General features: G+C 41.1%; 33 protein-coding genes. 24 read left to right on the top strand and 9 right to left on the bottom strand.

Translation table 11 applies throughout. The features are described 5' to 3' along the window. Positions 1-156: 156 nt before the first annotated feature. Genes QE390_RS15295 through QE390_RS15285 form a run of 3 tightly spaced genes read right to left on the bottom strand, consistent with a single transcriptional unit; the run spans position 157 to position 2,599 of the window. Positions 157-840 carry a hypothetical protein gene (locus tag QE390_RS15295; RefSeq protein ID WP_307142780.1) on the bottom strand — a complete coding sequence of 228 codons (684 nt, stop codon included), beginning with the start codon at positions 838-840 and terminating at the stop codon, positions 157-159. A 36-nt stretch (positions 841-876) separates the two neighbouring features. After that, positions 877-1,785, bottom strand: coding sequence for a hypothetical protein (locus tag QE390_RS15290; RefSeq protein WP_307142779.1), 909 nt, complete (start codon positions 1,783-1,785; stop codon positions 877-879). A 22-nt stretch (positions 1,786-1,807) separates the two neighbouring features. Next, the gene (locus QE390_RS15285) at positions 1,808-2,599 is read right to left on the bottom strand and encodes a helix-turn-helix domain-containing protein (RefSeq protein ID WP_307142778.1); all 792 of its coding nucleotides are present in this window, start codon (positions 2,597-2,599) and stop codon (positions 1,808-1,810) included. Between the two features lie 288 nt (positions 2,600-2,887). Here QE390_RS15285 and QE390_RS15280 point away from each other — a divergent pair, with 288 nt between their 5' ends. Continuing rightward, on the top strand, positions 2,888-3,118 hold the full coding sequence (locus QE390_RS15280; protein ID WP_307142777.1) for a hypothetical protein: 231 nt from the start codon (positions 2,888-2,890) through the stop codon (positions 3,116-3,118). Here the strand turns inward: QE390_RS15280 and QE390_RS15275 are convergent. Together QE390_RS15275 and QE390_RS15270 are read right to left on the bottom strand one after the other, a co-directional pair. After that, the gene (locus QE390_RS15275; RefSeq protein ID WP_307142776.1) at positions 3,102-3,521 is read right to left on the bottom strand and encodes a hypothetical protein; all 420 of its coding nucleotides are present in this window, start codon (positions 3,519-3,521) and stop codon (positions 3,102-3,104) included. The genes QE390_RS15280 and QE390_RS15275 overlap by 17 nt on opposite strands. Before the next feature lie 309 nt (positions 3,522-3,830). Next, positions 3,831-4,427 (bottom strand): hypothetical protein, encoded by a 597-nt coding sequence (locus QE390_RS15270; protein WP_307142775.1) that lies wholly within the window; start codon positions 4,425-4,427, stop codon positions 3,831-3,833. Positions 4,428-4,516: 89 nt separating this feature from the next. On the opposite strand from QE390_RS15270, the gene QE390_RS15265 reads away from it, so the two are divergent. The 17 genes from QE390_RS15265 to QE390_RS15185 all read left to right on the top strand — a co-directional run bounded on the left by QE390_RS15265 (position 4,517) and on the right by QE390_RS15185 (position 16,018). Further along, complete coding sequence (locus QE390_RS15265; RefSeq protein WP_307142774.1) at positions 4,517-4,735, top strand: hypothetical protein; 219 nt, start codon at positions 4,517-4,519, stop codon at positions 4,733-4,735. 8 nt (positions 4,736-4,743) lie between these two features. Beyond that, positions 4,744-4,932 carry a hypothetical protein gene (locus QE390_RS15260; RefSeq protein WP_307142773.1) on the top strand — a complete coding sequence of 63 codons (189 nt, stop codon included), beginning with the start codon at positions 4,744-4,746 and terminating at the stop codon, positions 4,930-4,932. Then, the gene (locus tag QE390_RS15255) at positions 4,932-5,240 is read left to right on the top strand and encodes a helix-turn-helix domain-containing protein (RefSeq protein ID WP_307142772.1); all 309 of its coding nucleotides are present in this window, start codon (positions 4,932-4,934) and stop codon (positions 5,238-5,240) included. Before QE390_RS15260 ends, QE390_RS15255 begins: the two co-directional genes overlap by 1 nt. Next, on the top strand, positions 5,237-5,395 hold the full coding sequence (locus QE390_RS15250) for a hypothetical protein (protein ID WP_307142771.1): 159 nt from the start codon (positions 5,237-5,239) through the stop codon (positions 5,393-5,395). The genes QE390_RS15255 and QE390_RS15250 overlap by 4 nt, the downstream gene beginning before the upstream one ends. Positions 5,396-5,407: 12 nt before the next feature. After that, positions 5,408-5,830: a hypothetical protein gene (locus tag QE390_RS15245; protein WP_307142770.1), complete on the top strand. Its 423-nt coding sequence runs from the start codon at positions 5,408-5,410 to the stop codon at positions 5,828-5,830. After that, positions 5,830-6,957, top strand: coding sequence for a DUF2800 domain-containing protein (locus QE390_RS15240; RefSeq protein WP_307142769.1), 1,128 nt, complete (start codon positions 5,830-5,832; stop codon positions 6,955-6,957). Before QE390_RS15245 ends, QE390_RS15240 begins: the two co-directional genes overlap by 1 nt. Further along, a complete protein-coding gene (locus QE390_RS15235) occupies positions 6,954-7,097 on the top strand; it encodes a hypothetical protein (RefSeq protein WP_307142768.1) in 144 nt (47 codons plus the stop codon). Before QE390_RS15240 ends, QE390_RS15235 begins: the two co-directional genes overlap by 4 nt. Positions 7,098-7,099: 2 nt before the next feature. Then, positions 7,100-7,648: a DUF2815 family protein gene (locus tag QE390_RS15230; protein ID WP_307142767.1), complete on the top strand. Its 549-nt coding sequence runs from the start codon at positions 7,100-7,102 to the stop codon at positions 7,646-7,648. Positions 7,649-7,698: 50 nt separating this feature from the next. Then, a complete protein-coding gene (locus QE390_RS15225) occupies positions 7,699-8,073 on the top strand; it encodes a hypothetical protein (RefSeq protein WP_307142766.1) in 375 nt (124 codons plus the stop codon). A 2-nt stretch (positions 8,074-8,075) separates the two neighbouring features. Then, positions 8,076-9,395 (top strand): DNA polymerase, encoded by a 1,320-nt coding sequence (locus QE390_RS15220; RefSeq protein ID WP_307142765.1) that lies wholly within the window; start codon positions 8,076-8,078, stop codon positions 9,393-9,395. 1 nt (position 9,396) lies between these two features. Beyond that, positions 9,397-10,026: a hypothetical protein gene (locus QE390_RS15215; RefSeq protein WP_307142764.1), complete on the top strand. Its 630-nt coding sequence runs from the start codon at positions 9,397-9,399 to the stop codon at positions 10,024-10,026. A gap of 90 nt (positions 10,027-10,116) precedes the next feature. Continuing rightward, the gene (locus QE390_RS15210) at positions 10,117-10,533 is read left to right on the top strand and encodes a hypothetical protein (RefSeq protein ID WP_307142763.1); all 417 of its coding nucleotides are present in this window, start codon (positions 10,117-10,119) and stop codon (positions 10,531-10,533) included. Continuing rightward, complete coding sequence (locus QE390_RS15205) at positions 10,534-11,424, top strand: hypothetical protein (RefSeq protein WP_307142762.1); 891 nt, start codon at positions 10,534-10,536, stop codon at positions 11,422-11,424. 8 nt (positions 11,425-11,432) lie between these two features. Then, positions 11,433-13,898 (top strand): virulence-associated E family protein, encoded by a 2,466-nt coding sequence (locus QE390_RS15200; RefSeq protein ID WP_307142761.1) that lies wholly within the window; start codon positions 11,433-11,435, stop codon positions 13,896-13,898. 208 nt (positions 13,899-14,106) lie between these two features. Beyond that, positions 14,107-14,376: a VRR-NUC domain-containing protein gene (locus tag QE390_RS15195; RefSeq protein ID WP_307142760.1), complete on the top strand. Its 270-nt coding sequence runs from the start codon at positions 14,107-14,109 to the stop codon at positions 14,374-14,376. Beyond that, positions 14,373-15,794 (top strand): DEAD/DEAH box helicase, encoded by a 1,422-nt coding sequence (locus QE390_RS15190; RefSeq protein WP_307142759.1) that lies wholly within the window; start codon positions 14,373-14,375, stop codon positions 15,792-15,794. Before QE390_RS15195 ends, QE390_RS15190 begins: the two co-directional genes overlap by 4 nt. Next, complete coding sequence (locus tag QE390_RS15185) at positions 15,791-16,018, top strand: hypothetical protein (RefSeq protein ID WP_307142758.1); 228 nt, start codon at positions 15,791-15,793, stop codon at positions 16,016-16,018. The genes QE390_RS15190 and QE390_RS15185 overlap by 4 nt, the downstream gene beginning before the upstream one ends. Before the next feature lie 284 nt (positions 16,019-16,302). On the opposite strand, the gene QE390_RS15180 is transcribed toward QE390_RS15185, so the two are convergent. Then, the gene (locus QE390_RS15180; RefSeq protein ID WP_307142757.1) at positions 16,303-16,551 is read right to left on the bottom strand and encodes a hypothetical protein; all 249 of its coding nucleotides are present in this window, start codon (positions 16,549-16,551) and stop codon (positions 16,303-16,305) included. Between the two features lie 12 nt (positions 16,552-16,563). Between QE390_RS15180 and QE390_RS15175 the strand changes: the two genes are divergently transcribed. The 6 genes from QE390_RS15175 to QE390_RS15150 all read left to right on the top strand — a co-directional run bounded on the left by QE390_RS15175 (position 16,564) and on the right by QE390_RS15150 (position 20,241). After that, on the top strand, positions 16,564-16,713 hold the full coding sequence (locus tag QE390_RS15175) for a hypothetical protein (protein ID WP_307142756.1): 150 nt from the start codon (positions 16,564-16,566) through the stop codon (positions 16,711-16,713). Positions 16,714-17,110: 397 nt separating this feature from the next. Further along, positions 17,111-17,665, top strand: a complete 555-nt coding sequence (locus tag QE390_RS15170) for a hypothetical protein (RefSeq protein ID WP_307142755.1) — start codon at positions 17,111-17,113, stop codon at positions 17,663-17,665. 98 nt (positions 17,666-17,763) lie between these two features. Continuing rightward, positions 17,764-18,057 (top strand): hypothetical protein, encoded by a 294-nt coding sequence (locus QE390_RS15165; protein WP_307142754.1) that lies wholly within the window; start codon positions 17,764-17,766, stop codon positions 18,055-18,057. A 148-nt stretch (positions 18,058-18,205) separates the two neighbouring features. After that, entirely contained in the window at positions 18,206-18,895 is a 690-nt protein-coding gene (locus tag QE390_RS15160) for a hypothetical protein (RefSeq protein WP_307142753.1), read from the top strand. A gap of 169 nt (positions 18,896-19,064) precedes the next feature. Beyond that, a complete protein-coding gene (locus tag QE390_RS15155; RefSeq protein WP_307142752.1) occupies positions 19,065-19,988 on the top strand; it encodes a hypothetical protein in 924 nt (307 codons plus the stop codon). Further along, entirely contained in the window at positions 19,975-20,241 is a 267-nt protein-coding gene (locus tag QE390_RS15150) for a hypothetical protein (RefSeq protein WP_307142751.1), read from the top strand. Before QE390_RS15155 ends, QE390_RS15150 begins: the two co-directional genes overlap by 14 nt. 10 nt (positions 20,242-20,251) lie before the next feature. Here QE390_RS15150 and QE390_RS15145 read toward each other — a convergent pair whose 3' ends face one another. From QE390_RS15145 to QE390_RS15135, 3 genes are read right to left on the bottom strand one after another with little or no spacing between them, the layout of a single operon-like run. Continuing rightward, a complete protein-coding gene (locus QE390_RS15145) occupies positions 20,252-21,205 on the bottom strand; it encodes a carboxypeptidase-like regulatory domain-containing protein (RefSeq protein ID WP_307142749.1) in 954 nt (317 codons plus the stop codon). 50 nt (positions 21,206-21,255) lie between these two features. Next, complete coding sequence (locus tag QE390_RS15140) at positions 21,256-22,341, bottom strand: hypothetical protein (RefSeq protein ID WP_307142748.1); 1,086 nt, start codon at positions 22,339-22,341, stop codon at positions 21,256-21,258. Continuing rightward, complete coding sequence (locus QE390_RS15135) at positions 22,341-23,750, bottom strand: phage portal protein (protein WP_307142747.1); 1,410 nt, start codon at positions 23,748-23,750, stop codon at positions 22,341-22,343. Before QE390_RS15135 ends, QE390_RS15140 begins: the two co-directional genes overlap by 1 nt. Between the last annotated feature and the right edge of the window lie 4 nt (positions 23,751-23,754).

The following is a 23,754-nucleotide window of genomic DNA, read 5'->3' as shown; positions in this document are numbered from 1 at the left end:
CTCATTGACAATCTCATTCTACTTGCGGTTTAACTCATAGGCCAGTAGGATGAGTATCTCACTATGGTCCAGCGCAAAAGCGGCCAAGAGGTCTTGAATGCCCAGGTACTGAGCAGTGAGATAATCGAGATGGGCTATATTAACTCCATTCTGTCTTTAATACCATTTTATAGGAAAATTTTTTCCTTCATATTTAATTACTTCTCCATCAATTTCAATATTAATTAGTTTGGCATATCTAATTTTTTTATCAACATAAAATTTTATTTCTCCTAAGAAAGGCACATTATCATATAAACGAATTCGCTCGGAAGATCTTACCGAAGTGACTGGTACAGAATTTGCTATTGCTGCATAGACAGCATCATAATTATTATAATCATCACCTACCAATCCCAATCTTTGTAATTGCAAACTTATACTGTAATCTTTATTACTTTTTATTCTAAATTTGAAACTTACAGTCTGTTCGGAATAACTACCAGATAAATCTCCAACAGGTTCAATTGTATAATTTCTGGCTTGTACTGTATACAGAGAACTTCTTTCTTCATTTACTTTTTGACTAGGCACACTATTTTTGTCATTGAGTAGTGTATTTCTTCTTTCTATTTCATAAATAAGTTCATCTATTTTTGTTTTGAGTTGATTATTGATTTCACGAAGCTTTTGGTTAGATGAAAGCAATTTCTCGTTAGTTTCTTTGTAAGTATCAGTTGTATTTTTCAGCTCATCGTTGGCCTTTTCAGATTTGGTTAAATAAAATGTCAGGATTATAGAAAGCAACGAAAAAATACCTGCTAGTATGCTTGATACAACTGTAGCTTTGCTCTCTGTCATTTTTTTTGTAGATTTGGTAAGTTAGCCCTAATGATATTATAATTTTTCGTGAATCAATCCGATATATGTTCTCTTTTCTGTAGAGCTAACTTGAAATTCTTTTTCTTGAAGTGTGAATTTCAAGAAAGCATTATTCCACGTTACGGAGTTACTTAAAACATATCTCTGTTTGGCCTGATCAAAAGTAATTTTTGTATCTGGATATTTGAAAGGATAATAATACCATAGAATAGACCCATAAAACCCACCGTAATGTTGTATATTAGTTTGATACACAGTTATAGCTTTTAACTTATTATTTTCAAATTCGAAATAAGTAAACGAATCATTAGGTTGAAACATATGAGCTTTATTAACAATACCTACGTTTGGTAATGTTTCTAGATAATAATCTGTTTTATATTCTTTTTTGGCTATTGACTTAACTTGGTCTTTTGTCATACCAAAATCAAATCTCAAATAATCATTTCTTATATCTTTTTTAATCACTTCAAAATCAGTCGACTGGACTTTTTGGGTCTCTGATTTTTTAAATTTTACCCTTGATGTAAGTTTGAAATTAGTAATATTATCGAATATGTAATTGTAGATAAATACTGTACTAACTATACGCCATTTATTTTGTCTAGATAACCACTCTTTAGTAGTTGTTCCTATATAATTTACAGGCTTCGAATCATTAAGAGTCCATTCAAAAGTGGCATCATCACCTTCATCTACTAATGCTGATGCTGACCATTCATGATTGATAGGGCTTTCCGTAGTATCTACTCCACTCCGATATGTTCCAAGTTCTATCTTATATGTACTAGGTAATTCAGATATTCCGCCAACGTATATTACTCCGTCAATATCTTCATTCGGAGTTGTATTTAACTTTTCTAACTCCTTCTTACACGAAGTAAGAGATAAACCGATGAAAGCAAAAAGTAAAAGATGTTTCATTAAGTGGGTTGGTTAAAATTATCTACAATTTTCGTTCAATGGAAACCACGTTATAAATCTCCATCACATCATTTAGGTCCAAGGTGAAATCTGGGTAGGCTTGTCGATCAGGATTTTTAGATCGGCATGTGATCTTCCCATTCTTAACATCGTGATCTAAAATCGATTTAATAGCTATGCCTTGAGTCTGATGTACTATTACAAATACCTCATAGGTGTCAATGTGTAGTTTACTAGTCCAATATTGCTTTTCGATTTTACGGCCCGCGACTATATCGCCGTTGCAGATAGCATCCTTTAGGCCGTTGTCCATACTATCTCCCTTTACTCTGAAAGCTCGATAGAAGCCACGATGGCGTTTCTCTCTTATAATGGTGTGCTTTGGTAATTCATCAATATAGGTAGGGTCAGCCCAGCTTTCCATGTATCCCGCTGATGCACTCTGATCAACCAAGGGCATGGTCATTTGTAATCTACCGTCACCTAATTCTTTGAATTCAATTCCGTTGTTTGTTGTAAAAATGTTTGGGTTCTCAGAGTCCTCAATAGTGTTGATGGGTTCCGCTTCATCGAATTCGTTATACATTTCGCCTTCGCCCGTTTCCCACCACTGCTTATTAATGTTTAACTCTTTGAGTATCTTGTATTCTACACTCGGGCCAATGGGTCTTTTTCGAGATTCCATCCCAGCTATATTTTGCTGAGTAAATCCTAGCCTTTGAGCCATTTCCTTCTGACTTAAACCTTTTTTAGTTCTGATATCTTTAAGTTTGGCGGCTTTATCAGATTTAATAGACTGATTATCAGGTTGCATTTCAATTTGGAGTAAAAAAATTTAAATAAATACATCAATTGATTTGTACATATACATCATTTGATGTAAGTTTGTCATGTCCTAACTCTTTAAAGATATTGTAAAAGTAGTCTTTAACAAATGCTTTAAAGGGGAAAAGGTTATCAAGCGGCATAGAAAATATTTCTAACCGCTGAGAAGTGTCTATGCGGGACGGTTAACCTCTAGGAGTTTGCTAACAGCCATCCAGGTTCGAGTCCTGGGAGATCCGCGGAAAAAGTGAATGATTGGTTTTAGAATAGTCAGGCAATGAAAACACTACCCTTGAGTGAGAGTTCTCCAGGATTAAAAATGGCAGTTGCTTCACTGGGCGATTTTGCTAAAGAACTCAAAAGTGCCGGGAAAGCTGTTAAGGTTTTAATAGACACAACACCTGAGGATACTGAATTCATCCTTAAACTAGAACTACATGATCCTGACGAAATATCTAGTTATTCTAGTGACAAGCCAGATGTAATAAATGTTACTCAAAGAATTTAAGGATTTGAAGAGACGACAATATGTTATTTACTATAGTTGTCATCCTTTCAGCTCTGACAGGCGAATCCGTTTTCAACTGTTCGATTTCTGCCTTTAATTTTTCAAGATTCATCGAAACAATATGTGACTGGAAAGTAAAACCTCCTTGCTCCATAAAGTCAATAGCTTCTTGATTCAATATGTAGGTAATACTGAAGATGTCTCGAGTTGCAGAATGCGTGTGAAAATCCGAAATAAAACCTTGTTTCTCAAAGCTTGTCAGAATTCGATCAAGGGAAGCCCTGGTTACACCCAAGTCAGTAGGTATATCCTCTGATTTGATTTCAATAGTACCTTCCCAATTAGCACTTTCGATTAAAAACTGAAGTACTTTATCTTTTAAAATAGGTGTCTGTTTTTCCATAATCTCTAACAGGGGATTTGAGTAAATATTTGAACAGTAACTACTTTCCTCTTATGACTATGATCAGATTGATCCACATACCCATTACCTGGCTGATTCGGATATACATCCTTAAGCTACGTAAGAAAGATCAGGTAAGGCCATTAGCCGTGAATGAGGTATTAGTACTTCGCTACCTGATTTTGAGTCTAAAATCAATTAACGCTGTTCACGATCACGGGTGGCTACTATCCAAGCTGGACCAAGCGATGGTTGATGCAATAGTTAAAGATTACATAGATGATTTGAATTCAGAAAAAAATTCACAAGCTACTTGGCAATCTTTAAATAAACCTTGGGAGGCCATTGATTACGCAATGTTGTTGCTTGGGGCTTCCGTAGTTTTAGGCTGTCTAATTGTTGGTTTGTCGTCTTTAAAGAATCTCTGAGGTTATTAATCTCTTTGTAAAGAGGTTTGGGGTCAAATTCTTGATTAGCTGAATAAACGAAAGTGTAAATTGAAAAGGCTACAGAAGCTAAAGCAGCGAGTACTGAATACAAAGTAAATTTCGCACTTCGGTCAGCCGCATCAGCACTACGGATAGTAGCATTAGCTGTATCTCGCTCAAGTTGCCGTTTTTCCTCGGCCTCAGTAATAGATCTATGAATAAAAGATTCATAGCCGCCAGTGTCTATAATTTCACGGCCTAACGTATTGATTCTGTATGTATTACCTGGTGTTTTGTCTATATATCCTTTGAAAACTAATTCGTCCAAAATCGGTAAGTAAACCTTTGTTCTTTTATCCCCCTCTACCCAAGTCCTATTACTAAACTCGAAGAGATAATCATACTGAGGATACTTATGGTATAAATACTCAAGTACTTCTTGTGTCCATTTTACTTTTAATTCTTCGAGATTATCCATAATCACTAACAGGGGATTTGGGTGAACAATTGAACGGCAACTCTAATGTAGTAGCCCTCCCCTGTATTGCCAAAACCACACGTATATCAATGAAAAACAACTACTTATTACTCTTTGCCATTACGCTAATGGCCCTGTTTGCACTCTATGCATTTGACCGTCAGCGCGTCAAGGCCCTTCAGGAAGAAGTTAAGTTTCTGAGTTGCCAGAATGGGATTCTTTGGAAAGATCAGCAAGCTTATGCCGATACGGTTAAAGGCTTAGAGCTCCAGCTCGAATTCTGCAATAATTCATTGAACAGCAAATAATTACTGATATGACGCCTGTAGAACTCTTAACGCCGTTTCGGCAAGAGAAGCTAGCTAAGTTTTCTCAAATTCTCGAAGCCTATACGGCTTTACGAAATCAAGGTGCTTCAAAGCAAATAGCGAAGAGCAAAGTAGCTAATCAACTCGGGATCAGTGTATCGGGTGTAGATTATGCCCTTCGACAAACCTCAAAGTAATGGAGAATCCATTTGATATCATCAATGCTCGATTCGACAACTTGGAACGTATGCTGGGTTTGCTTTTATTCAATCAACCGGTTGCTCCTCCTAAAGCGTCCGAACCTGAGCTGACGGTAGGTGTTCCTGAGGCCTTGGTTATCCTTGGCATTAGCCGAGAGACCCTTTATAAACGTATCGCTTCGATACCTCATATCAAAAAGCATAATCGGCTCAGGTTCTACAAGTCAAAGCTGATTGAGTACATGAATGGCCCCGTGGAGGAATCAGAACCATCCATCCTAAAGTATAAACGCAGAAAGCGATGACCGACTGGATTGATTATCTGTTCATTATCTGCCTGATTGCTTTTTGCCTGATGGCCCTGGCCGGAACGCTCTGGTGCCTAATCCCTGGAGCCATTGCTTTCAAATTGTATCCGAGGTATTTAAAACTACCTCCTGACGCTAGAAAACCTTTTTAACTACCATATACCATGCACGTTTCCCTTCACATCGAAGGCGATCTTACCGAGATCGCAAAAGTACTCACTGCCTTTTCTGGTTCAGGGGCTACTGTTGAACCCGCTATCCAGGCTAAATCCGCAGCTGACGATGAGCCCGTTAAGGCTCCTAAGCAGCCGAAACCGAAGCAGGAGAAAGCCGTTAAACCTGCTCCTGTCGAAGAAGATGAAGAAGAGTCCTCAGTAGCCGAGTCAGATTTTACTCACGAAGAAAGTGGAGATGAGCCTTTGACTGATCTTGATTTCTTGAAGCCCTTAATCAAACAAGCGGCTACAAATGATAAGAAACGAGCTAAGATTCAGGCCGTTTTAGCTGATTTCAATGCCACGGCTCTTAGTGGCGTCAAAAAAGAAGATTACAAAGCATTCTACGAACAAATTAAGCCTATTCTATAATGGCCCATGCCCTACTATCTCCCTCAGCCGCTTCCCGCTGGTTTGCCTGTACTCCCAGTGCCAGAATGGAAGAAGGATACCCGGACAAATCCGGTGAAGCGGCTAAGGAGGGTACGGTTGCTCATGCCCTAGGAGAAGCACTTTTGCGTCAATTCAAAGGGGAGTATATGGATCTGGAGATCGATATCTTAAAGACCAACAGCTATTATAACGCTGAAATGCAGCGGCACGCTGAAGCTTATCGGGATTATGTAATCGAGCGTTTCAACGAACTTGTAATGATTGACGATCAAGCTATTATGGCTCTTGAAACCCGATTGGACTTAACAAAATACATACCGGAAGGATTTGGAACCAGTGACTGTACAATCGTTGCAGAAGGTTATCTTGATGTTATTGATCTCAAATACGGCAAAGGGGTGTTGGTCGATGCAGAAGAGAACAAGCAGATGATGATTTACGCTTTAGGTGCATTAGCTGTATTTGGTTTTGCCTTTGACATCCAGAGAGTTCGAATGACCATTTTCCAACCTAGATTAGATAACTACAGCATATTTGAAATTAGTGCTGATGAGCTTCTTGCCTGGGGTGAAAATGAGTTGAAGAAACAGGCTACACTAGCTTTTGCTGGAGAAGGAGACCCTAGTCCAGGTAAGCACTGTACCTTCTGTAAAGTCAAAGCCCAGTGCCGTGCCCTCAATGATTATAATCAAGGATTGGCTCGGTATGACTTCAAGGCAAGCAGACTATTATCCAATGAAGAGATTGCTGAGGTTTTAAACCAAGTAGACCTTCTCACCAGTTGGGCCAATGCCGTATACGATTATGCTTTATCCTCAGCTGTTTCTGGAATTAAGTTTCCGGGATGGAAAGTCGTTCAGGGGCGAAGCAATCGCAAGTACGATGATTCAGATAAAGTTGCTGAGGAAGTACTGAAAATGGGCTTCAAGGAAAAAGACGTATATACTAAAACGTTAGTAAATTTAGGTACGCTTGAGAAGCTTATTGGTAAGGACGGAATCAGCATGTTGGGTAATCTGATTGTGAAACCGCCTGGGGCACCTACGCTGGTACCAGAATCTGATAAACGACCTGAGTTTAACTCTGCTGCTCTAGATTTTGCATGAAAGTCTACGAAATCACCATCAAGGCGGGCATCCTTTCCGGAACCCGAACCGTAACGGCTTCAAACCATACGGAGGCCCTTAAGAAAGTGCTCGCCTGGGCCCGGGCCGAACAATTGCAAAAACCGATCAAACTCAAATAATTATGGGAACTAAAGTTATTACCGGACTCGTCCGTATGTCATACGTACACGTATGGGAACCACAAGCTTCAATGGAAGAGGGTGGTAAAGATAAGTACTCGGTTAATCTTATCATTGATAAGAAGGATAAGGCAACGGTCAAAGCTATTGAGAAGGCCGTAGACGAGGCAAAAGCTGAGGGTCTGAAATCTAAATTCGAAGGTAAGATTATCGAATCTAAGTTCGGCTATCCGCTTCGTGATGGGGATGAGGACCGTCCTGATGACCCAAATTATGCTGGTTGCTATTTTATTAACGCCAGCTCACTTACCAAACCAGGTATTGTTGATATAAACGTTAAGCCCATTTTAGACCGCAGCGAGTTTTATTCCGGCTGCTACGGTAAGGCTTCTATTAACTTTTACCCGTATCACGTCAAAGGCAAAAAGGGTATCGCCTGCGGATTGAACAACCTTCAGAAGATTAAAGATGGTGAGCCGCTCGGAGGTAACTCACGTCCTGAAGATGACTTCAAAGTTGAAGAATCCGATGAAGACGAAATGTGGAACTAACCTTAAACCGCTAAGAGGCGGCTTACCGAGTCGCCTCTTTTTCTTCTACCATGGCAAAGAAAACTACCAAACCCGAAGATCTGGCTACTACAGACTCAAGCATTGTATTTACAGTAGATGATCTTCCTAAAGGGAACATATTCGTCGCCCTTCAGGCGGCAATGACCGAGGCTAAAATCCTCCACAATCGAGGAGAGCAATACGATAAGCTGGCAGAACAGTACGCCGAGCTAAAGCAGAGTTTGGATAAGAAAGACGAAGAAGATGAAGAAAAAGTTGACATCGTTTCGGCCTCCGGAAAACTCACCTATTCGGCTGACAGCATCCCTCTTCAAACCATGATGGAATCGCTTGCAGAGCTATTGGCCGTCATGCCAGCTAACGAAGTACACAATCAGATTCAAGCCCTACTTTTAATTGCTTAGTCATGATCCTTTCGATAGACATAGAAACGTACAGCAGCGTAAATCTGCTAAAGACTGGCGTGTATCCATACATCGCTTCGCCAGACTTCCAGATACTCATGCTGGCTTATAGCATTGACGGCGGGCCTGTAGGGGTTATTGATATGACATGTAAGCCTTTGCATAAATGGCTCATTGCTTCCTTAACTAATCCGAATCATATCAAGACTGCCTGGAACGCTGCCTTTGAACGTCTGTGTCTATCGAAACATTTAGGCATTGAATTGCCTGTTGAGCAGTGGGATTGTACAATGGTGCGAGCAGCCAGAGCTGGGTACCCCCTGCAACTGGGACAGGCTGCTAAAGCCATGGGTTTGGATCAGGAAAAAGATACAGCGGGTAAAGCTCTGATCAAATACTTCTCTGTCCCCTGTACACCTACTAAAAAGAATGGTGGCCGTACCCGTAACATGCCTTCGGACGATCCGGAAAAATGGGCTCAATACATTGAATACAATCGTCAGGACGTCGTAGTTGAAATGGCCATTCGGGATCGAGTTATAGACATTCCCGTAACCGAGTTTGAACAGCGGCTCTACTGCTTGGACCAGAAAATCAACGATACCGGTATTTTGGTTGACGTGAACCTTGCTACCAACGCTATTCAAATTCAGGAATCTTACGTTTCTCAAATCACGCAAGAAGCCATTTCAATTACAGGTCTTGACAATCCCAACAGTGTCAAGCAGTTGTCTTCTTGGCTTAATGAAAATGGTCAGGAAGTAGAAAAGCTTCGCAAAGAGGACGTTTCAGAAATGCTTAGTTCTAAAGAACTAGCAGCTGAAGTTCGTCGAATCCTGCAAATTCGACAGGAAGCCTCTAAAAGTTCGGTTAAAAAGTATGAAGCTATGCTGGCTTATATTGGGGCCGATAACCGGGTACGTGGTCTTTTTCAGTTTTATGGGGCCAACCGGACTGGTCGCTGGGCCGGACGTGGAATTCAGCTCCAGAATCTTCCGCAGAACCACCTCGACCATATTGAATTAGCTCGTGAAGTTGTCAAAGAAAACGACGAAGAACTACTGCACATGTTATGGAAATCCGTTCCTGATACCCTAAGCCAACTTATTCGCACGGCTCTGATTCCCAAGGAAGGCCACGTGCTGATTATAAGTGATTTCTCGGCTATTGAAGCTAGGGTAATCGCATGGTTAGCCGGCGAGCAGTGGCGGTTGGACGTATTTGCCACGCACGGGAAGATTTACGAAGCCTCAGCTTCCAAAATGTTTAACGTACCCATCGAGCAGATTACCAAGGGTAGTGATCTTCGGCAAAAAAGGTAAGGTGGCTGAATTGGCCCTAGGATACGGCGGTGGCCCTAATGCTCTCATAGCCATGGGGGCTTTGAAGCAGGGCGTTGCGGAGGATGAATTACCCACGATCGTAAAACGCTGGCGAGCCTCCAATCCCGCCATCATCAAACTCTGGAACGATCTGGAAGAGGCCGCAATAGAGGCCATTGAGCGTCCAGGGTATTGGCTCAAATGCGGGAAGTTCATCCGCATGATCCTTAAACAAAAAACGCTTTTTGTTGAGCTGCCATCGGGTCGTATGCTCTCCTACCTCAACGCTAAACTCGCTCCCAGCAAATTCGGCAATGGGAGAATGAGCGTGGTGTATCAAGGTATGGATCAGGTGAAGAAAATCTGGATCCATCAGGACACCTACGGAGGCAAGCTGACTGAGAACGTGGTACAGGCTATCGCCCGTGACTGCTTAGCGGAAGCCTTGATTCGCCTTGACGATGCGGGTTATACGATTGTCACGCACGTTCACGATGAGGTCGTTCTCGAAGTGCCCGAGGGACAAGCTTCAGTTGAAGAAATCGATCACATCATGAGTACTCCGATGCCCTGGGCTACGGATCTACCGCTGAAGGCGGAGGGCTTCGAAGCTAAATTCTATCAAAAATAATCCACCCTCTTAAACCTCACTACCATGCATCCTACTGCCTCAAATAAGCATATAACGCCATTAACTCGTTGCAATGACCAAATACCTAGCATGCAAGAAGTAGCTGAAAGAGTAAATGCCGATCACTATAAGGGAACGATCAACGGTATTATTTTACCCGGTGTCGTCCCTGATTACGGAGGCCAGCCCTCCATCTGGATGAATACCAAGTCTGACGTGGAGTGGCAAAAGTGGGTTGGCGTGATGATCAATGCAGCTCGTCAGGTGAACGATGAGTGGGAAGCGGATTTTGACGATGACAAGCAGGAAAAGTGGTATTCCGCCTATGCCGACGGGAAGCTTACGCTGGAAGTAGCCTATAAAGCAACGAGCGGTGAAGTGTTCTTTAAATCTCAGTTCGCCGCCGTTGAAGCTTTAGTAATGCTTAATGAGTGGAGTATCCAGCAGGGACTTGGCCAGGACGGCATTGTGCTTCGGGCCTTAGGCGTGGTGAAAGGAGGTAAATAAATGAAAAAGAAGCTATTAGTTTCATTTTCAGGTGGCGAGACATCGGCCTTTATGGCTCAATACTGTCAAAAGCACTTAAGCGATGAATACGATATCATTTACGTTTTTGCTAACACTGGTGAGGAGACTTGGGATGAAGCAAACGTGGGTAAAGTCAATACGCTTGAATTTGTGAATTTGGTTGATAAGCACTTTGATTTGGGTGTCATATGGGTCGAAGCCTTGATACACCCAGAACATAATAAAGGAACAACCCATAAAGTGGTTGATTTCGAAAGTGCTTCGCGAGATGGCGAGCCTTTTAAATCGATGATCCAGAAGTACGGAATCCCCAATAAATTATTTCCTCATTGTACCCGAGAACTTAAGCTAAAGGCTATTCGCTCTTATGCTAAATCATTAGGTTGGAAAGATTACTATACTGCTATAGGGATCAGAGCTGATGAGATTGACCGGATCAGTGAAAATAAGGACAAAGAGAAGCTCATTTATCCTTTGGTCAAGCTTGGCACCACGAAACCTATTATTAATCTGTTCTGGCGTGAGATGCCTTTTCGATTAGAGCTTGCTGGATATGAGGATAATTGCAAAGTATGTTTTAAGAAAACACTTCGCAAACACCTGACACTGGCAAAATTAAAACCTGAACGGTTTGAAAACTTCAAAAAATGGGAGGCTGAGTTTGAGAATCATATTCCTGTCTCCCAGCTCAAGCGTCGTATTGCCCCTATTCGCTTTTTCAGAGGAAACTTATCTGTTGATGAGATTATGGAATTAGCCTCAAAGGGTGGGTTTCAGGAATACCCTGATGACAGAACCGTATACCCTGAATTCAGCAACGAAGTATTAGACGTTACCAACGGATGCAGTGAGAGCTGCGAAGTGTTTTAGATACTATTATGTCGAAGATAGATATTGCCGTCGGCAAACACCGCAACGAGAAAAACTGGAAAAACAAGTCGGTGGAGTGGTCGGACTTTGTGAAGAAGTGTTCCGTGACTCACCGTACCTCAGAAACGCTAGCGGTTTTCATGTCCTCACCGAAATCCCGGCAGGATGAGATTAAGGATGTAGGTGCGTTTGTAGGTGGCTATCTGGCTAACGGCCGTCGCAAGAAGGAGTCGGTGGTGCATCGACAGCTTATTACCCTGGATGCTGATTTTGCTAGTAAAGATTTCTGGTTCGACTTCTGTCTGAACTTTAGTTGTGCCGCTATTCTGTATTCAACCCATAAGTATACCTCAGAGAAACCACGGGTTCGTCTCATTATTCCTTTAGACCGAACCGTCACTCCTGATGAGTATGAAGCTATTGCTCGTAAAATTGCGGGGATGGTGGGTATTGACCAGTTTGACCATACCACCTATCAGGCCAACCGGCTTATGTACTGGCCATCCACTTCTTCCGATGCGGAGTTCGTATTTGAAGAGCAGGAAGGTGAGTTTCTGGAGGCTGATTCGATTCTTGAACTTTATCATGACTGGAAAGATACCTCAGAATGGCCCGTCGGTGATGCTGAAACCGCAGCGATTAAAACTGGTATTAAGCGGCAAGGCGACCCTACTGAAAAGGAAGGCGTGATCGGAGCTTTTTGCCGGATTTACGGCATTGACGAAGCCATTGAAGCCTTTCTATCCGATGTCTATGAGCCTTGTGATGTTGAAAATAGATATACCTTCAAAGGTGGCACAACGGCAGCGGGGGTAATCGTCTATGAAAACAAGTGGGCATATAGCCACCACGGCACGGATCCAACGAGCGGGAAACTCTGTAATGCCTTCGACCTGGTACGAATCCACTTGAAAGGGCATTTAGACGAAGATAAGGAAGCCAATACCCCAGTCAATAAGCTTCCCTCCTATCTGGCCATGCAGGAGTTTGCCAGCAAGGATGAGCAGGTTAAGAAACTGATGCTGACCGAACGCTTGCAGTCAGCCAGAGAAGATTTTAGTGGCGTGGATGATGAGGACAATGAGGAAGACCTTAGTTGGCTACCTAAGTTAGATATTGATAACAAAGGCAAGCTGTTACCCACTACCAAGAATTTCCGGCTTATCATGGAAAATGACCCTCAACTCAAAGGCTGTTTAGCAACGGACAGTTTTGCAAAGCGGGAAGTAGCCCTTAAAGACCTCCCCTGGCGAAAGGTTACCAAGGGGGAATTTTTGACCGACGCAGATTCAAATCAATTGCGTGAATTTATTGAATCCAAGTACGGCTTACCCGTCATTAGTAAGACCTTCAGTTTTGCGGAGGCAAATACGTTTGATAACAATAGATTCCATCCCGTAAAAGAGTATCTAAGCTCACTAGTCTGGGATGGTGTAGAACGAGTGGAGACACTTTTGACTACCTATGTAGGTGCCGAAGACAATGAACTTACCAGGGCCATGATCCGAAAAGTAATGGCCGCTGCCGTTGCACGTATATACACCCCCGGCTGTAAGTTTGATTACGTTCTTACGTTTGCTGGCGATGAGGGCGGGCGAAAGACTACGTTCATTACGATCCTGGGCGGCGACTGGTTTTCTAACAGCTTTGGCGACATCAATAAGGAGAAAGTTGCCGAGGAAAGTTTACAGGGTGTATGGCTAATGGAAATTGGTGAATTAGATGGATTCAAGCGGGGCAGCGTTGAGAAAGTAAAACACTTTATTACCAAGCAGAACGATCAATACAGGGTAGCTTATGGCCGGAGAAAAGAAGTATTCCCTCGCCAAACGGTGTTTTTTGCTACAACTAATGAGGTAGAATTTCTGGTATCTACTACGGGGAACCGACGCTTCTGGGTAGTGGATACTAAGAAAGTATGGTCTGAAAACCTGCATGAGCGACTCGAAGCCGAACGCGACCAAATCTGGGCGGAAGCTGTACAGATTTTCAAGAAAGGCGAAAAGCTATACCTTTCTGATGAATTAGAGGCCGAAGCTAAAAAGCGGACCGAAGCCAAAGAGGTACATGATCCACGCGATGAGCGGATTCAATGGTATCTGGATTCATTGCTTCCAGAAAATTGGGATATGATGTCCATCTTCGAACGTCGTTCTTTCCTGAATACCCAAAATGACCCTGACCCTACCATGCCAAAGGGTACGGTTCTCCGTACGAAAGTATGTGCTGCGGAAATTTGGTGTGAAGCCTTTGAGGGTAATCATAAAGACATGAATGCCTTTAACACAAGATTCATTAAGGACTATATGCGTCGTAAAGCTAAGGGATGGGAAGCATATAAAAGCATTTCGAGATTTGGTATGTACGGTGCTCAAAGAGGATATTTCCTTGTATGCAAGGACTCGACTTTAGACAAAAGTGCATACAAAGAAAAAAAAGAAGTGCATACAACTGCATACAAATCGAATACATAAAGTTAGCCCCACTGCATGCACTTATAATTCTGTTAAACAGCAATTTAACATCTATTGCATACACTGCATACAAAGAATTTATAAAAACAATAAATACTGCAATTAGGCTGTAAAAGCTAATTACGTATAGCCCTAATCTGCCTAATCGCTATAAGTGTTTAAAAAGTATATTTTTTATGTATGCATTGCACGCAACCCCTCACCCACCATGGATGAAAAGCAACTTGAAAAGAAGCTCAGAGAGGCAGTGAAGAAGAAAGGTGGATTGGCTTTAAAGTTCGTATCACCTGGGTTTCGTGGAGTACCTGATAGGCTTGTCCTCACGATTGGAAAGGTTCACTTTGTTGAATTGAAATCACCCGGCAAGAAGCCTACCCCACTCCAGCTCATCGCACACAAAGTCTTTGCCTCCTTCGGCTTTCCGGTTTGGATTGTCGACTCTACAGAATCCCTCCACGCATTTTTAGATCAGCTATGAAATACGTACCTCACCAATACCAGGAACACGCCACACGGCATATTATCGAAAATGAGGCTGTACAGCTTTGTGGCGGAGCAGGTCTTTTCCTTGAAATGGGCCTTGGCAAGACAGTAGCTACGCTAACGGCCATTAATGAACTTATGTATGATCGCTTTGAAGTTAACAAAGTACTCGTCATCGCACCACTCAGAGTAGCCCTGCATACCTGGCCTAAAGAAGTAGAACAGTGGGACCATTTAAAGCACCTACGGGTATCGGTTTGTATCGGCACAGAAAAGAAGCGGAAAGACGCCCTGCGAGCAGATGCCGACGTCTATACTATTAACCGTGAGAATGTGCCATGGCTAGTAGCCTATTTGCAAAGCTTAGGACGCTGGCCTTTTGATATGGTAGTCATTGATGAGCTATCCAGCTTTAAGGATCCACAGTCCGGACGTTTTAAAGCCTTGAAGACCGCCAGACCACTCTTTAAACGCATTGTAGGCCTGACAGGAACCCCAGCCCCAAATACCCTGATTGACCTATGGTCTCAGCTCTATTTATTGGATCGCGGTGAGCGGCTTGGAAAGACCATCGGCAAATACCGGGAATCTTATTTCACTCCGGGTCGCAGAAATGGGCATGTAGTGTATGAATACCTACTCGAAGAAGGCGATGAGATTCTGGGTAAGGACATCAACCAAAAAGCGATATATGAAAAAGTAGAAGATATATGTCTGAGCATGAAAGCCGAGGATTGGCTCACCCTGCCTCCACTGATTAATAACCACGTAAGCCTTGATATGCCTTCAGAGCTTCGAGCCAAGTACAAAAAATTCGAACGTGACTCAGTACTCCAACTTGCTGATGCCGACGATATCTCCAGCGTTTCCGCTGCAAGCCTCTCAGGTAAATTAACCCAGTTCAGCAATGGGGCCGTTTACGACGAGGATAAGAATTACCATGAATTGCATAAACTTAAGATTGAAGCTCTGGCAGATATTCTGGAAGCGGCTAACGGCCAACCTGTGTTATGCTTCTATCGATTCAAGAGCGATGTCGAACGAATCATGAAGTATTTAAAAGCCTATAAGCCTTATGTGCTTACTAAGGACGTAGCTGATCTGGATAAGTGGAATAGAGGTGAAATACCTTTTCTGCTTGCCCACCCTGCGAGTGCTGGCCATGGTCTGAATATGCAACATGGGGGCAATCATCTGGTTTGGTTTGGACTTCCCTGGTCTTTAGAACTCTACCAACAAGCCGTAGCACGGTTACACCGACAAGGTCAAAAAAAGTCAGTCATCAATACCTGGATTACCTGCACTGGCACGATAGAGGAAGATATCATCAAGGCATTAGATCGTAAAGCTGCTGGACAAAACGAGTTAATGAAAGCTCTTAAAGCCCGTATCCAACGAATCCTAAACTCATGAAGAAGCTCCTAAAAGGCCAACACGTTTGGCTAGTCAATCTGAGTAAACCCTCTCAGCATTATAAGGACAGAGTCAGAGAAGTAACACAGCGGTCGGTGTATTTGGAATCCAGTACTCGCAGGTTCGACCCGAAAACGGGTATTACCAAGGAAGGTACCGATAAGCTTAAATTTTTCGATACTGAAGAGGAATTTAAGCAATTTGCGGCTGACGCTGCCCTGTAATTAAAGCTAGAACGGTTTCTCTGGGATTTTACCAGCATCCGTAGTTTAACTTACGAACAAAAAAAAGCAATTTGGCAGATTATTAAAGGAGGTAAAAAATGATAAGCATAATTTTAGTTGTATACTTTACTGTAAAAGGTTTTATGGCTGGCTATCAGTTCAAAGCCGAACGTTCTGAGGGTCTTAAAAAAGCCTACCTATCTGCCTTAATTGCTTTCCTGGTTGGTGACCTCATGTTGATTTATTACTTCATCACCGAAGGATTAGATAGACTTGATTCTTATTTACCTATAAAATTCTTTTTCAAATTCTACTTCACCAGAAAGTTCTCCAGTATGAAGGTTGAACATTTGAGGATAGTTAATTACATAGCTAACCAGAAGTGGACTAGCAAATGGAGGAAAAACGTTTTCATGCTGACCCTTAGAATGGTCAATCGCAGAAACAACTACAAGCCTATCTAGATACTTGATACCTACAACACCCAAATAAGCATCTTCTCCAGACGAGTTTACAAGTAAATCACCAATCAAACCACAACTTTTATGACAAATTCTAACAGCGACGAAACACGTCGTATCAGGACGACTATACCCTATGAGCCTGAAAAAGACGAGGAACGGCTTCTTAACAAATTCGAACGAAAAGCTGCTTGGAAAGACCGCATGAAGGCTCTTCGAAACAGCAACAAGTAAACCTCACCGCCTCTTAGCCTTACTTAGTTTCAAAGGCTAAGAGTCCTAAACACCAGATAGTTATGCCTGCAATCAAACTTAATGAGTCCCGAACACCATCTCACTATGTCTCTAATGGCATGGAATGCGACGAAGCGATGGCCCGAATCTGGGGACCGTAGGAAGTAGCTATCTTTTACAAGCTCTCCCGCTTTAAATACCTCTGGCGAGCTGGTAAGAAAGATGATGCACTCAAAGACGTCAGTAAGGCTTTGCACTGCGAAGAAAAAGCAGTTGAGTTTTATCTAGCGGCTGAGCCGGATGTAATGGACAAACCAGCATGAGTAAAAAGCCCTCTTAACCGGAGGGCTTTTCTTGTTTTATAAATATCTTTAGCCACCATTTTATAAATAAATCTATGGTAAATCTATACTACGCCGAAGAAGAACTAAAGCAAGCAAAAAAGGAATTAGTTGAGATGAGTAAGTCAGATCAATTCCATGATGCCGAAAAGCATTGGCGTAATTTTCTCAATCACCTTGACAAAGTTTGGACGAAAGCTCAACATGGGTGTGAAGGACTACAGGGCAAGTATCAACAACTTAATAATTTTGTCAGAGATAAGCGTAAAAATGATAAACTGCTACAATATCTCTGGCAAGCTCGAAACGCTGATCAACATTCTGTGCAAACACTGGCAGCTTTCGACATAATTCCTGGTAGTAGACCAGACTTAAACACCCCTTTTCAGCTTCATAGATTGGACGACAAAGGTAATGTGGTTGAAACTACGACTCATTACCCACATCCTGCCGAATTTAGATTACGTAACGTCACTAATAAAGGGGTCATATACCTTCCGCCGGACTACCATAACGGAAGACCTGTTTTAAAAAGGCATAATCCTTATGTTGTAGGACAATTGGCTCTTAAGTTCTACGAGGAACAACTCAACAAGATAAAGGCTATATAGTAGTTCAGAGTCAATTCCTGCTCTGCTGAGAGGCTTTTAAGCTATTAATGACTATATTGTCTGTCAAATAGCTTAAAAGCCTCTTAAACCTAACAATTATGATCCTTATGGATATTAATTTACATGATTGGCTTACATACTTAGGCCTTACCTTTTTAATAGGAATAATATTTCTGCTGCTTATTCTTCTGATAATATTTACAATAACAAAATTTTTACAAGCTCGAAGAGCCATACTAGACTTTGATTCATCATTATGGTTAGGTATTGCTTTTAGGGATTGGGTAAGAAAGCATCTTCAGGAAAATCCTGAGCTCCAGAAGCGTTTTCCTAAAGACAGATATTTAGACTATTATAATGGCAAAGACGATAATAAATCTAATAATCCGTAAGCTCCTTAAACCGTTTTACATTCTTTAAACGATCCTTTGTAAATTGTTATAGTATTTCACAGAATAACCTCAATTTAAACAAAGTTCCTATTCTTGGAAGGGAAAGTAGTAAATATCAAAATAACCTATATATTTACTTAAAAAAATTATGCTTGACAAAATACCAACCTTGTCTTTTAAAGACTTCCTTACTTATTTCATCCCAGGAGTTGTGTTTTGTACATTTTCATATGATATAGTTTTCTTATCTAAGAAGATAAGTTTTCTGCCTGCGTTAGATATAATATCCGAAAAACCTTTTTTATTAATCGTATGGTCTGTAGTATCATTTGTCATAGGATTTTTTATTTCTCAAATGCAGATATTATATTTTAGAAAAATCACCAATAAGAGTTATGGATCAGTCACTGTTATAGAAAATATAATCAAAATACGTGACATTATTACTCAAGTCAATACAAAGCTGATAGAACGGTATAAACTAACATCTATTGATAGAACTTCAAAAATCAATCAAAAAGAATATTTTGAGTTATGCGAAAACTACGTAATGAATAATGCATCACTTGAAACATTGACTCAAATAAGCCGCAACAAAAGCTATTCTAATTTAACAATAGTGTCTCCTTTACCAATCCTAATAGTAGGTCTTAGCTTATTATATCGTCTTCATTTAACTTGGGCTTTTTGGCCCCTATACTTTACATTTATTTATGGAAGTATATTTATATTATTTTTAATCAGGGAAAGTATTCTAAAAATCTCCTACAATTTCAAGAAAGGTTGGGCTAGACTCATTTATATTTCTTTTGCAATGGAAAAAGATTCAACCCCATAAAAGCTTTGGAGCATATTGATCAGCTTGTGCAGCTATAAATAGTGAAGTAACTATAGAAATTTAATTAATTACCTTAATTCAAGCAAGCCTAACCAAACCTTTCAATCATGAGTTTATGAAGTTGCTCAGTTTTTGAGTATATTGGGACTGTAATTAACCCCTATATAATATGTTCGATTTCTATTATCAGTCAGGAGAATTTGGTAGTGCAGGTAGTACGGATTGGTGGAGTGTTAGCGCTACTTTCTTCGGTTCTTTGATGGGCGCAGGTATTGGTGCATGGGGAGCTTACTGGGTATTAAAAGAGGGTAAAAGATTAGAATATAAACAAAGAGAAGATGATCAATATTCATTTGATTTAAAAAACTTGAAATATTTTGGATTGTTGATTAAAGAATCTATTTATTATGTACAATCAGTATGCAATGAGTGTATAAAACAATCAGGCATTTACAAAGCGAGTGATAGAACTACTTTTCCACCTATTTATTTCTTAAATGACTTTAATTTAGAGAGAATCACTAAAAGGATTAATCAAGAACAACTTTACCACTCATATAAAAATATCATAGGCAATGATAATTTCAATGAAATAATCATTCATATAGATTATTTCTACTCTCAAACAGAAAAATTGAAAGTACTTATAGATAAAGACTTAGAAGAAAATGCCGTAGCTAAACAAACTTTCTTAGACACTGTACAGGATGTCGTCAATATGCTTATTAACATTAATTCTAATAAGGATCTTGACGAAATAACTGAAGACAAAATAAATAAACTTATAATTAAGTATTATACTAAACTATACAATGATCAATATTATTATATCAATATGGAAAAGTACTTGTCTTTATTTATTGAACCTCTTTCTGAGGTACTCAGTAAAAACCTAGATAAGCATAATATCAAGGAAGTCTATCAATTAACTACGAAGGCTACTCGATTTCTCATACCAATTATTAATAAGAACAACGATTCATTTGTTTATATAGATAGTATCACGAATAAACTTTCAGAAAATATTGAAATTTTCAAACCGCTTGTAGATGATTTATTTTTAAAAACTGGCCTAAATAATGAAACCAACTGAATCTCAGATCCAGAAAACCATCGATCTCATTGACGATAAGCTAGATGACCCCAAAGCCGAACTGGCTTCTAACCTCGCAGTAAAGGAAGGCTACGTGGAAGCATTGGACATATTAGTAAATGATCGCCAAACCTATGAGGGTATTGATGCGTTAACTACTGTGCAGAGCAGAGCTATTGCGGTTCTGGCGGTAGATTACCTGCTTGGCGATTGCGAGCAGAAGGTTTTAGTAGGTGTAAATCATATATTATGAATCTGCCAAGTTATCTTGGAATGATTAGCCCGGCTCCGAAAACCGGCTTAGATCCTTGCATAAAGGTTTGATTAACCATAAACCCGAATTTATTAAAAATTGGTATCACTAAAGTTATTTCTAACCCTAAAATACCTTTTCTTTCCTTCTGAAATATACTATAATATGTGTTTTTATCGAAAAAAGTATATGATCCTTCTATACCTAAATGCATTTTATTTTCATTATCAATAAATTCAATTGCTTCAATTTCCCCACCTAAAGTCAATCTTCCCTGATTTAAAGCAATTGATGTTTTATTGCCTTGCCCATCTTCAATATTATTGAAAGAGTTTAGTTTATAGTTAATTGTTGACCAAGTTCTAATCTTTAAATTAGGTTTATCCATAATTCTGTAAAGTGGGCATAATCCAACTGAGAGGCCTTGTTCAGATTGAACAATATCTTTAATATTCTTTTCTAAATCAGCTTTATCGACTCCGCTTGAAAATTTACCAATATTTCCAACAACATAAAACCTGAAAGCACCTGTAAGATTCTTAGCTGTACTCAATTGTACTTTAGCACCTCCAACTACATTATCTAGATTACTTCCATCAAAATTATAAAACAAATTAGCCCCAACCCATTGGCTTTCAGTAGATGTAGCTGCAGCAACTCCCATCACCTCATATAATTTATAATTACTTGAAGTAAGATTGATTTCATAAGAATCTTGTCTCCCAATAACTCTATATGTCGGACTAAAACCTATGAACTGAAACTCCAAAGTGTCTCCAATTGACGCTTTAATTTTGAAGTTACCTAGGGCATCAGTGACAGTACTTATTTTTTTGTTTTTAACTTTAACTGTAGTTCCCGGAATGGGATCCCCCATCTCATCTTTAACTACACCTCTTATTTCTTGACCAAATAAATTTGCAGAAATAATTAAGAATAGAAACAACGTAAAGCTAAATTTCATAGGTCGTTTTTTTTTGTAAAAATCTTCCTATGGAGTAAATATTGAAATACCTATTTATGGGTAAATCTAAATCCCTTATCCACTCTCCCCTGATTAAAGTTGTCTCTAACAAAATATGGCTGTGACTTACTGCTTAACAGCCTTTTTTTATTTGCCTCAATCCAGTTTGTAAAACCTTCAGGCATTTTGATAACGGCATTTTCAGATCGGAAACCAGACAAATCCTCTTCGTTAAGAATCATCTGGGTAAGCATACGCAACTCCTCGGGCGTGGCTAAGACAGAGACAACGTAACATCTGCAGTTAGGATGCCAGCCGACGAATTTGAAGTTCTTAGGGTACTTACCCTTCAGCGGTTCGCAGACATCGCAGGGATATGGGTTGTTAGAACGGCGTACTTCAATTCCTACCACGAAATCAAGCTGATTCCAACGCTCGTGATCGGATGCCCGGTAAGCCATATTGATTTCTGTACGGGTCATGCGTTGAGCATTCTTGTACGAACTACGATACACGCCCTGGCCGGGATGGTAAGTCTTCGCGGCTTTTGAAAGCACCAACTGGCCACGCTTGTTACGTACTCGTCGGAATAACTTGTCTGGCTCATTGAGGTACTCACGAACATCGCGGCTTAGTTCATTGGCAGAACGGCCTTCACCTATTCCGATATCAAGAGCCAGCTCCATTTCTTCTTTGAACTGCTGGGTGTAATTCCAGACGCGGCTTGATAGATTCATGCCGGCTACCTTTCGTTTTTGGAAGGCAGCCAAGGCAGAGAGGTTTTGAGCTTCGTACCGCACCAACAGCTTGGCGGGAATTTGGGTCGTATCAAGCACCGAGGCCACCAACGCATCATTCTTCAGATTGGCCAGTTGCCACTCAGCCTCTGTGCCTTCCAACGTAAGAGCTTCAATGCGTTCAGCCATTTCAGCTAAGAGCCTTTTTACCTGCTCGCGTATATACGGGAACTGCTCGAAAGAAAATGGCTTTTCAGGATCCACTCGAACGGATTTACCCAAACGGACGATTTCCTTAATCACATCCTGATAGATGCCATCAATCCGGCGGGCAAATGCCTCCGTCCGCATGAAGTGCCGAAGCTCCCAATCCGAAACCTTAAACGCTTTGTTGGCCATTAGAACGCGGTTTCGGTGACGTCAAAACTCCGCTCCTGCTGACTTTCAGCCTGCATTTGCTTCATCTCCTCCTCTACGTTGTCGACTAAGCCGGAAAGAGCCGTAGCCGTCTTCTTTGAAATGAGCGGTTTTCCGCCGTTGGCCGTCACCAAACGGCTCACCAGACCCGCTTCGTCGTCAATAATGAAGGGTTGAATCTCCGTTTCGATGTCAATCGCTGAAACGTCAGCTTTTAGGCTTGTAGCCATCATCCCCACGAAGGCTTTCACGATGTTGACACGACGTTCGAGGTACGCATCAAAGACCCTTTGTTTCTTTTTAACCTTCAAGTGGGCATCCAAGAAGAGCATTTTAAGTGCCACACCGGAAATCTCCCCTAAGCCTTTCACCGCCTCAAAGGAAATATCTGGCGTTTGGGTCAGGGAGAACATAAACCGTAACAGTGTTTCTATTTCAAGCTTGATAGCCTCCGGAGCATGAGACCAAGAAAGGTATTCAGCTGTAGCCCCGTTTTTACCTTCAATGAGTTTGCCCGATTCCCCCTTCTTAGCCATATTCTTTAGCTCACCCTGCACAAAAATTGTCGGGGATCCATGGTAATCATCGGTATCGGCAAAATTGGAAAGCAGATATTCAAGGCGTTTAATGATCGATTCTACGTTTGCCCACTCTACTTCTTTTTGACGACCGTATACGATGGGTATTTTTCCAATTACATTAGTTTCCCGGCTAACCTGTACCCATCCGCCGGCACCAGCAACTGCATCGCCTTCTTTCCAGACTATCTTTTCAGCATCTGTATAAGTCTCGAAGTAGTTAATATTTTTCCCCGCTTCATCGACTAATACATAAGCACGGCTAAAAGCAATCATATCGCCTGTTTCGTCGAAAAGAGGGTATAACTCATTGCCATCCCATGGATTGAAAGCCATTACCCTAAGCTTGAATGGGGTTTTGAAGCCGTAGTCTTCATGCTCGACATCTTTTTTAACTGGAAACCAGCACTCCGCCACCTCAGTAGATTTGAACATCTCCAAAGCAATTTCCGCATTGAAACTGGGGATCTTATTGTCCTTAAAAATGCGATTGATAGCCGCTAAGACCTTTTTCTGACCCTCTCCCTGTGGATCGCAAACCAGCTTAGGGGGAAGCCCGAATAGAAAGCTTACGGCCCGCTCAGTAATGAGTTCCTGAAAAGAGAACCCTAATCGGTTAACCATTTCTAGCGTACCATCTGCCAGGGTTTTGTCTTTACGCTTCGCAGTATCGAATACCTCATGCTGTTTGACGTCATACTGCTTTTTAAAGTCATCAACCTTAGGAAGTGTCCGTTTACCTTTCAGCAGCTCGATTGCTTTATTTATATCTTGGCCTGCGGCGATTGCGGCTCTTAATTCAGTTAAGTTCATAGCT

This window comes from Siphonobacter sp. SORGH_AS_1065, from assembly GCF_030818595.1.
Lineage (GTDB): Bacteria > Bacteroidota > Bacteroidia > Cytophagales > Spirosomataceae > Siphonobacter.
This window is presented reverse-complemented; position numbering and strand designations above follow the sequence as displayed.

What these genes read in the sequence shown, in the direction of transcription:
- QE390_RS15200 (WP_307142761.1), top strand. Translation starts at nt 11,433, where the DNA reads ATGTCGAAGATAGATATTGCCGTCGGCAAACACCGCAACGAGAAAAAC.
- QE390_RS15145 (WP_307142749.1), bottom strand. Translation starts at nt 21,205, where the DNA reads ATGAAATTTAGCTTTACGTTGTTTCTATTCTTAATTATTTCTGCAAAT.
- QE390_RS15150 (WP_307142751.1), top strand. Translation starts at nt 19,975, where the DNA reads ATGAAACCAACTGAATCTCAGATCCAGAAAACCATCGATCTCATTGAC.
- QE390_RS15275 (WP_307142776.1), bottom strand. Translation starts at nt 3,521, where the DNA reads ATGGAAAAACAGACACCTATTTTAAAAGATAAAGTACTTCAGTTTTTA.
- QE390_RS15195 (WP_307142760.1), top strand. Translation starts at nt 14,107, where the DNA reads ATGGATGAAAAGCAACTTGAAAAGAAGCTCAGAGAGGCAGTGAAGAAG.
- QE390_RS15230 (WP_307142767.1), top strand. Translation starts at nt 7,100, where the DNA reads ATGGGAACTAAAGTTATTACCGGACTCGTCCGTATGTCATACGTACAC.
- QE390_RS15155 (WP_307142752.1), top strand. Translation starts at nt 19,065, where the DNA reads ATGTTCGATTTCTATTATCAGTCAGGAGAATTTGGTAGTGCAGGTAGT.
- QE390_RS15270 (WP_307142775.1), bottom strand. Translation starts at nt 4,427, where the DNA reads ATGGATAATCTCGAAGAATTAAAAGTAAAATGGACACAAGAAGTACTT.
- QE390_RS15245 (WP_307142770.1), top strand. Translation starts at nt 5,408, where the DNA reads ATGCACGTTTCCCTTCACATCGAAGGCGATCTTACCGAGATCGCAAAA.
- QE390_RS15235 (WP_307142768.1), top strand. Translation starts at nt 6,954, where the DNA reads ATGAAAGTCTACGAAATCACCATCAAGGCGGGCATCCTTTCCGGAACC.
- QE390_RS15240 (WP_307142769.1), top strand. Translation starts at nt 5,830, where the DNA reads ATGGCCCATGCCCTACTATCTCCCTCAGCCGCTTCCCGCTGGTTTGCC.
- QE390_RS15265 (WP_307142774.1), top strand. Translation starts at nt 4,517, where the DNA reads ATGAAAAACAACTACTTATTACTCTTTGCCATTACGCTAATGGCCCTG.
- QE390_RS15140 (WP_307142748.1), bottom strand. Translation starts at nt 22,341, where the DNA reads ATGGCCAACAAAGCGTTTAAGGTTTCGGATTGGGAGCTTCGGCACTTC.
- QE390_RS15260 (WP_307142773.1), top strand. Translation starts at nt 4,744, where the DNA reads ATGACGCCTGTAGAACTCTTAACGCCGTTTCGGCAAGAGAAGCTAGCT.
- QE390_RS15175 (WP_307142756.1), top strand. Translation starts at nt 16,564, where the DNA reads ATGACAAATTCTAACAGCGACGAAACACGTCGTATCAGGACGACTATA.
- QE390_RS15220 (WP_307142765.1), top strand. Translation starts at nt 8,076, where the DNA reads ATGATCCTTTCGATAGACATAGAAACGTACAGCAGCGTAAATCTGCTA.
- QE390_RS15295 (WP_307142780.1), bottom strand. Translation starts at nt 840, where the DNA reads ATGACAGAGAGCAAAGCTACAGTTGTATCAAGCATACTAGCAGGTATT.
- QE390_RS15285 (WP_307142778.1), bottom strand. Translation starts at nt 2,599, where the DNA reads ATGCAACCTGATAATCAGTCTATTAAATCTGATAAAGCCGCCAAACTT.
- QE390_RS15185 (WP_307142758.1), top strand. Translation starts at nt 15,791, where the DNA reads ATGAAGAAGCTCCTAAAAGGCCAACACGTTTGGCTAGTCAATCTGAGT.
- QE390_RS15170 (WP_307142755.1), top strand. Translation starts at nt 17,111, where the DNA reads ATGGTAAATCTATACTACGCCGAAGAAGAACTAAAGCAAGCAAAAAAG.
- QE390_RS15210 (WP_307142763.1), top strand. Translation starts at nt 10,117, where the DNA reads ATGCAAGAAGTAGCTGAAAGAGTAAATGCCGATCACTATAAGGGAACG.
- QE390_RS15165 (WP_307142754.1), top strand. Translation starts at nt 17,764, where the DNA reads ATGATCCTTATGGATATTAATTTACATGATTGGCTTACATACTTAGGC.
- QE390_RS15225 (WP_307142766.1), top strand. Translation starts at nt 7,699, where the DNA reads ATGGCAAAGAAAACTACCAAACCCGAAGATCTGGCTACTACAGACTCA.
- QE390_RS15290 (WP_307142779.1), bottom strand. Translation starts at nt 1,785, where the DNA reads ATGAAACATCTTTTACTTTTTGCTTTCATCGGTTTATCTCTTACTTCG.
- QE390_RS15190 (WP_307142759.1), top strand. Translation starts at nt 14,373, where the DNA reads ATGAAATACGTACCTCACCAATACCAGGAACACGCCACACGGCATATT.
- QE390_RS15135 (WP_307142747.1), bottom strand. Translation starts at nt 23,750, where the DNA reads ATGAACTTAACTGAATTAAGAGCCGCAATCGCCGCAGGCCAAGATATA.
- QE390_RS15255 (WP_307142772.1), top strand. Translation starts at nt 4,932, where the DNA reads ATGGAGAATCCATTTGATATCATCAATGCTCGATTCGACAACTTGGAA.
- QE390_RS15250 (WP_307142771.1), top strand. Translation starts at nt 5,237, where the DNA reads ATGACCGACTGGATTGATTATCTGTTCATTATCTGCCTGATTGCTTTT.
- QE390_RS15160 (WP_307142753.1), top strand. Translation starts at nt 18,206, where the DNA reads ATGCTTGACAAAATACCAACCTTGTCTTTTAAAGACTTCCTTACTTAT.
- QE390_RS15280 (WP_307142777.1), top strand. Translation starts at nt 2,888, where the DNA reads ATGAAAACACTACCCTTGAGTGAGAGTTCTCCAGGATTAAAAATGGCA.
- QE390_RS15205 (WP_307142762.1), top strand. Translation starts at nt 10,534, where the DNA reads ATGAAAAAGAAGCTATTAGTTTCATTTTCAGGTGGCGAGACATCGGCC.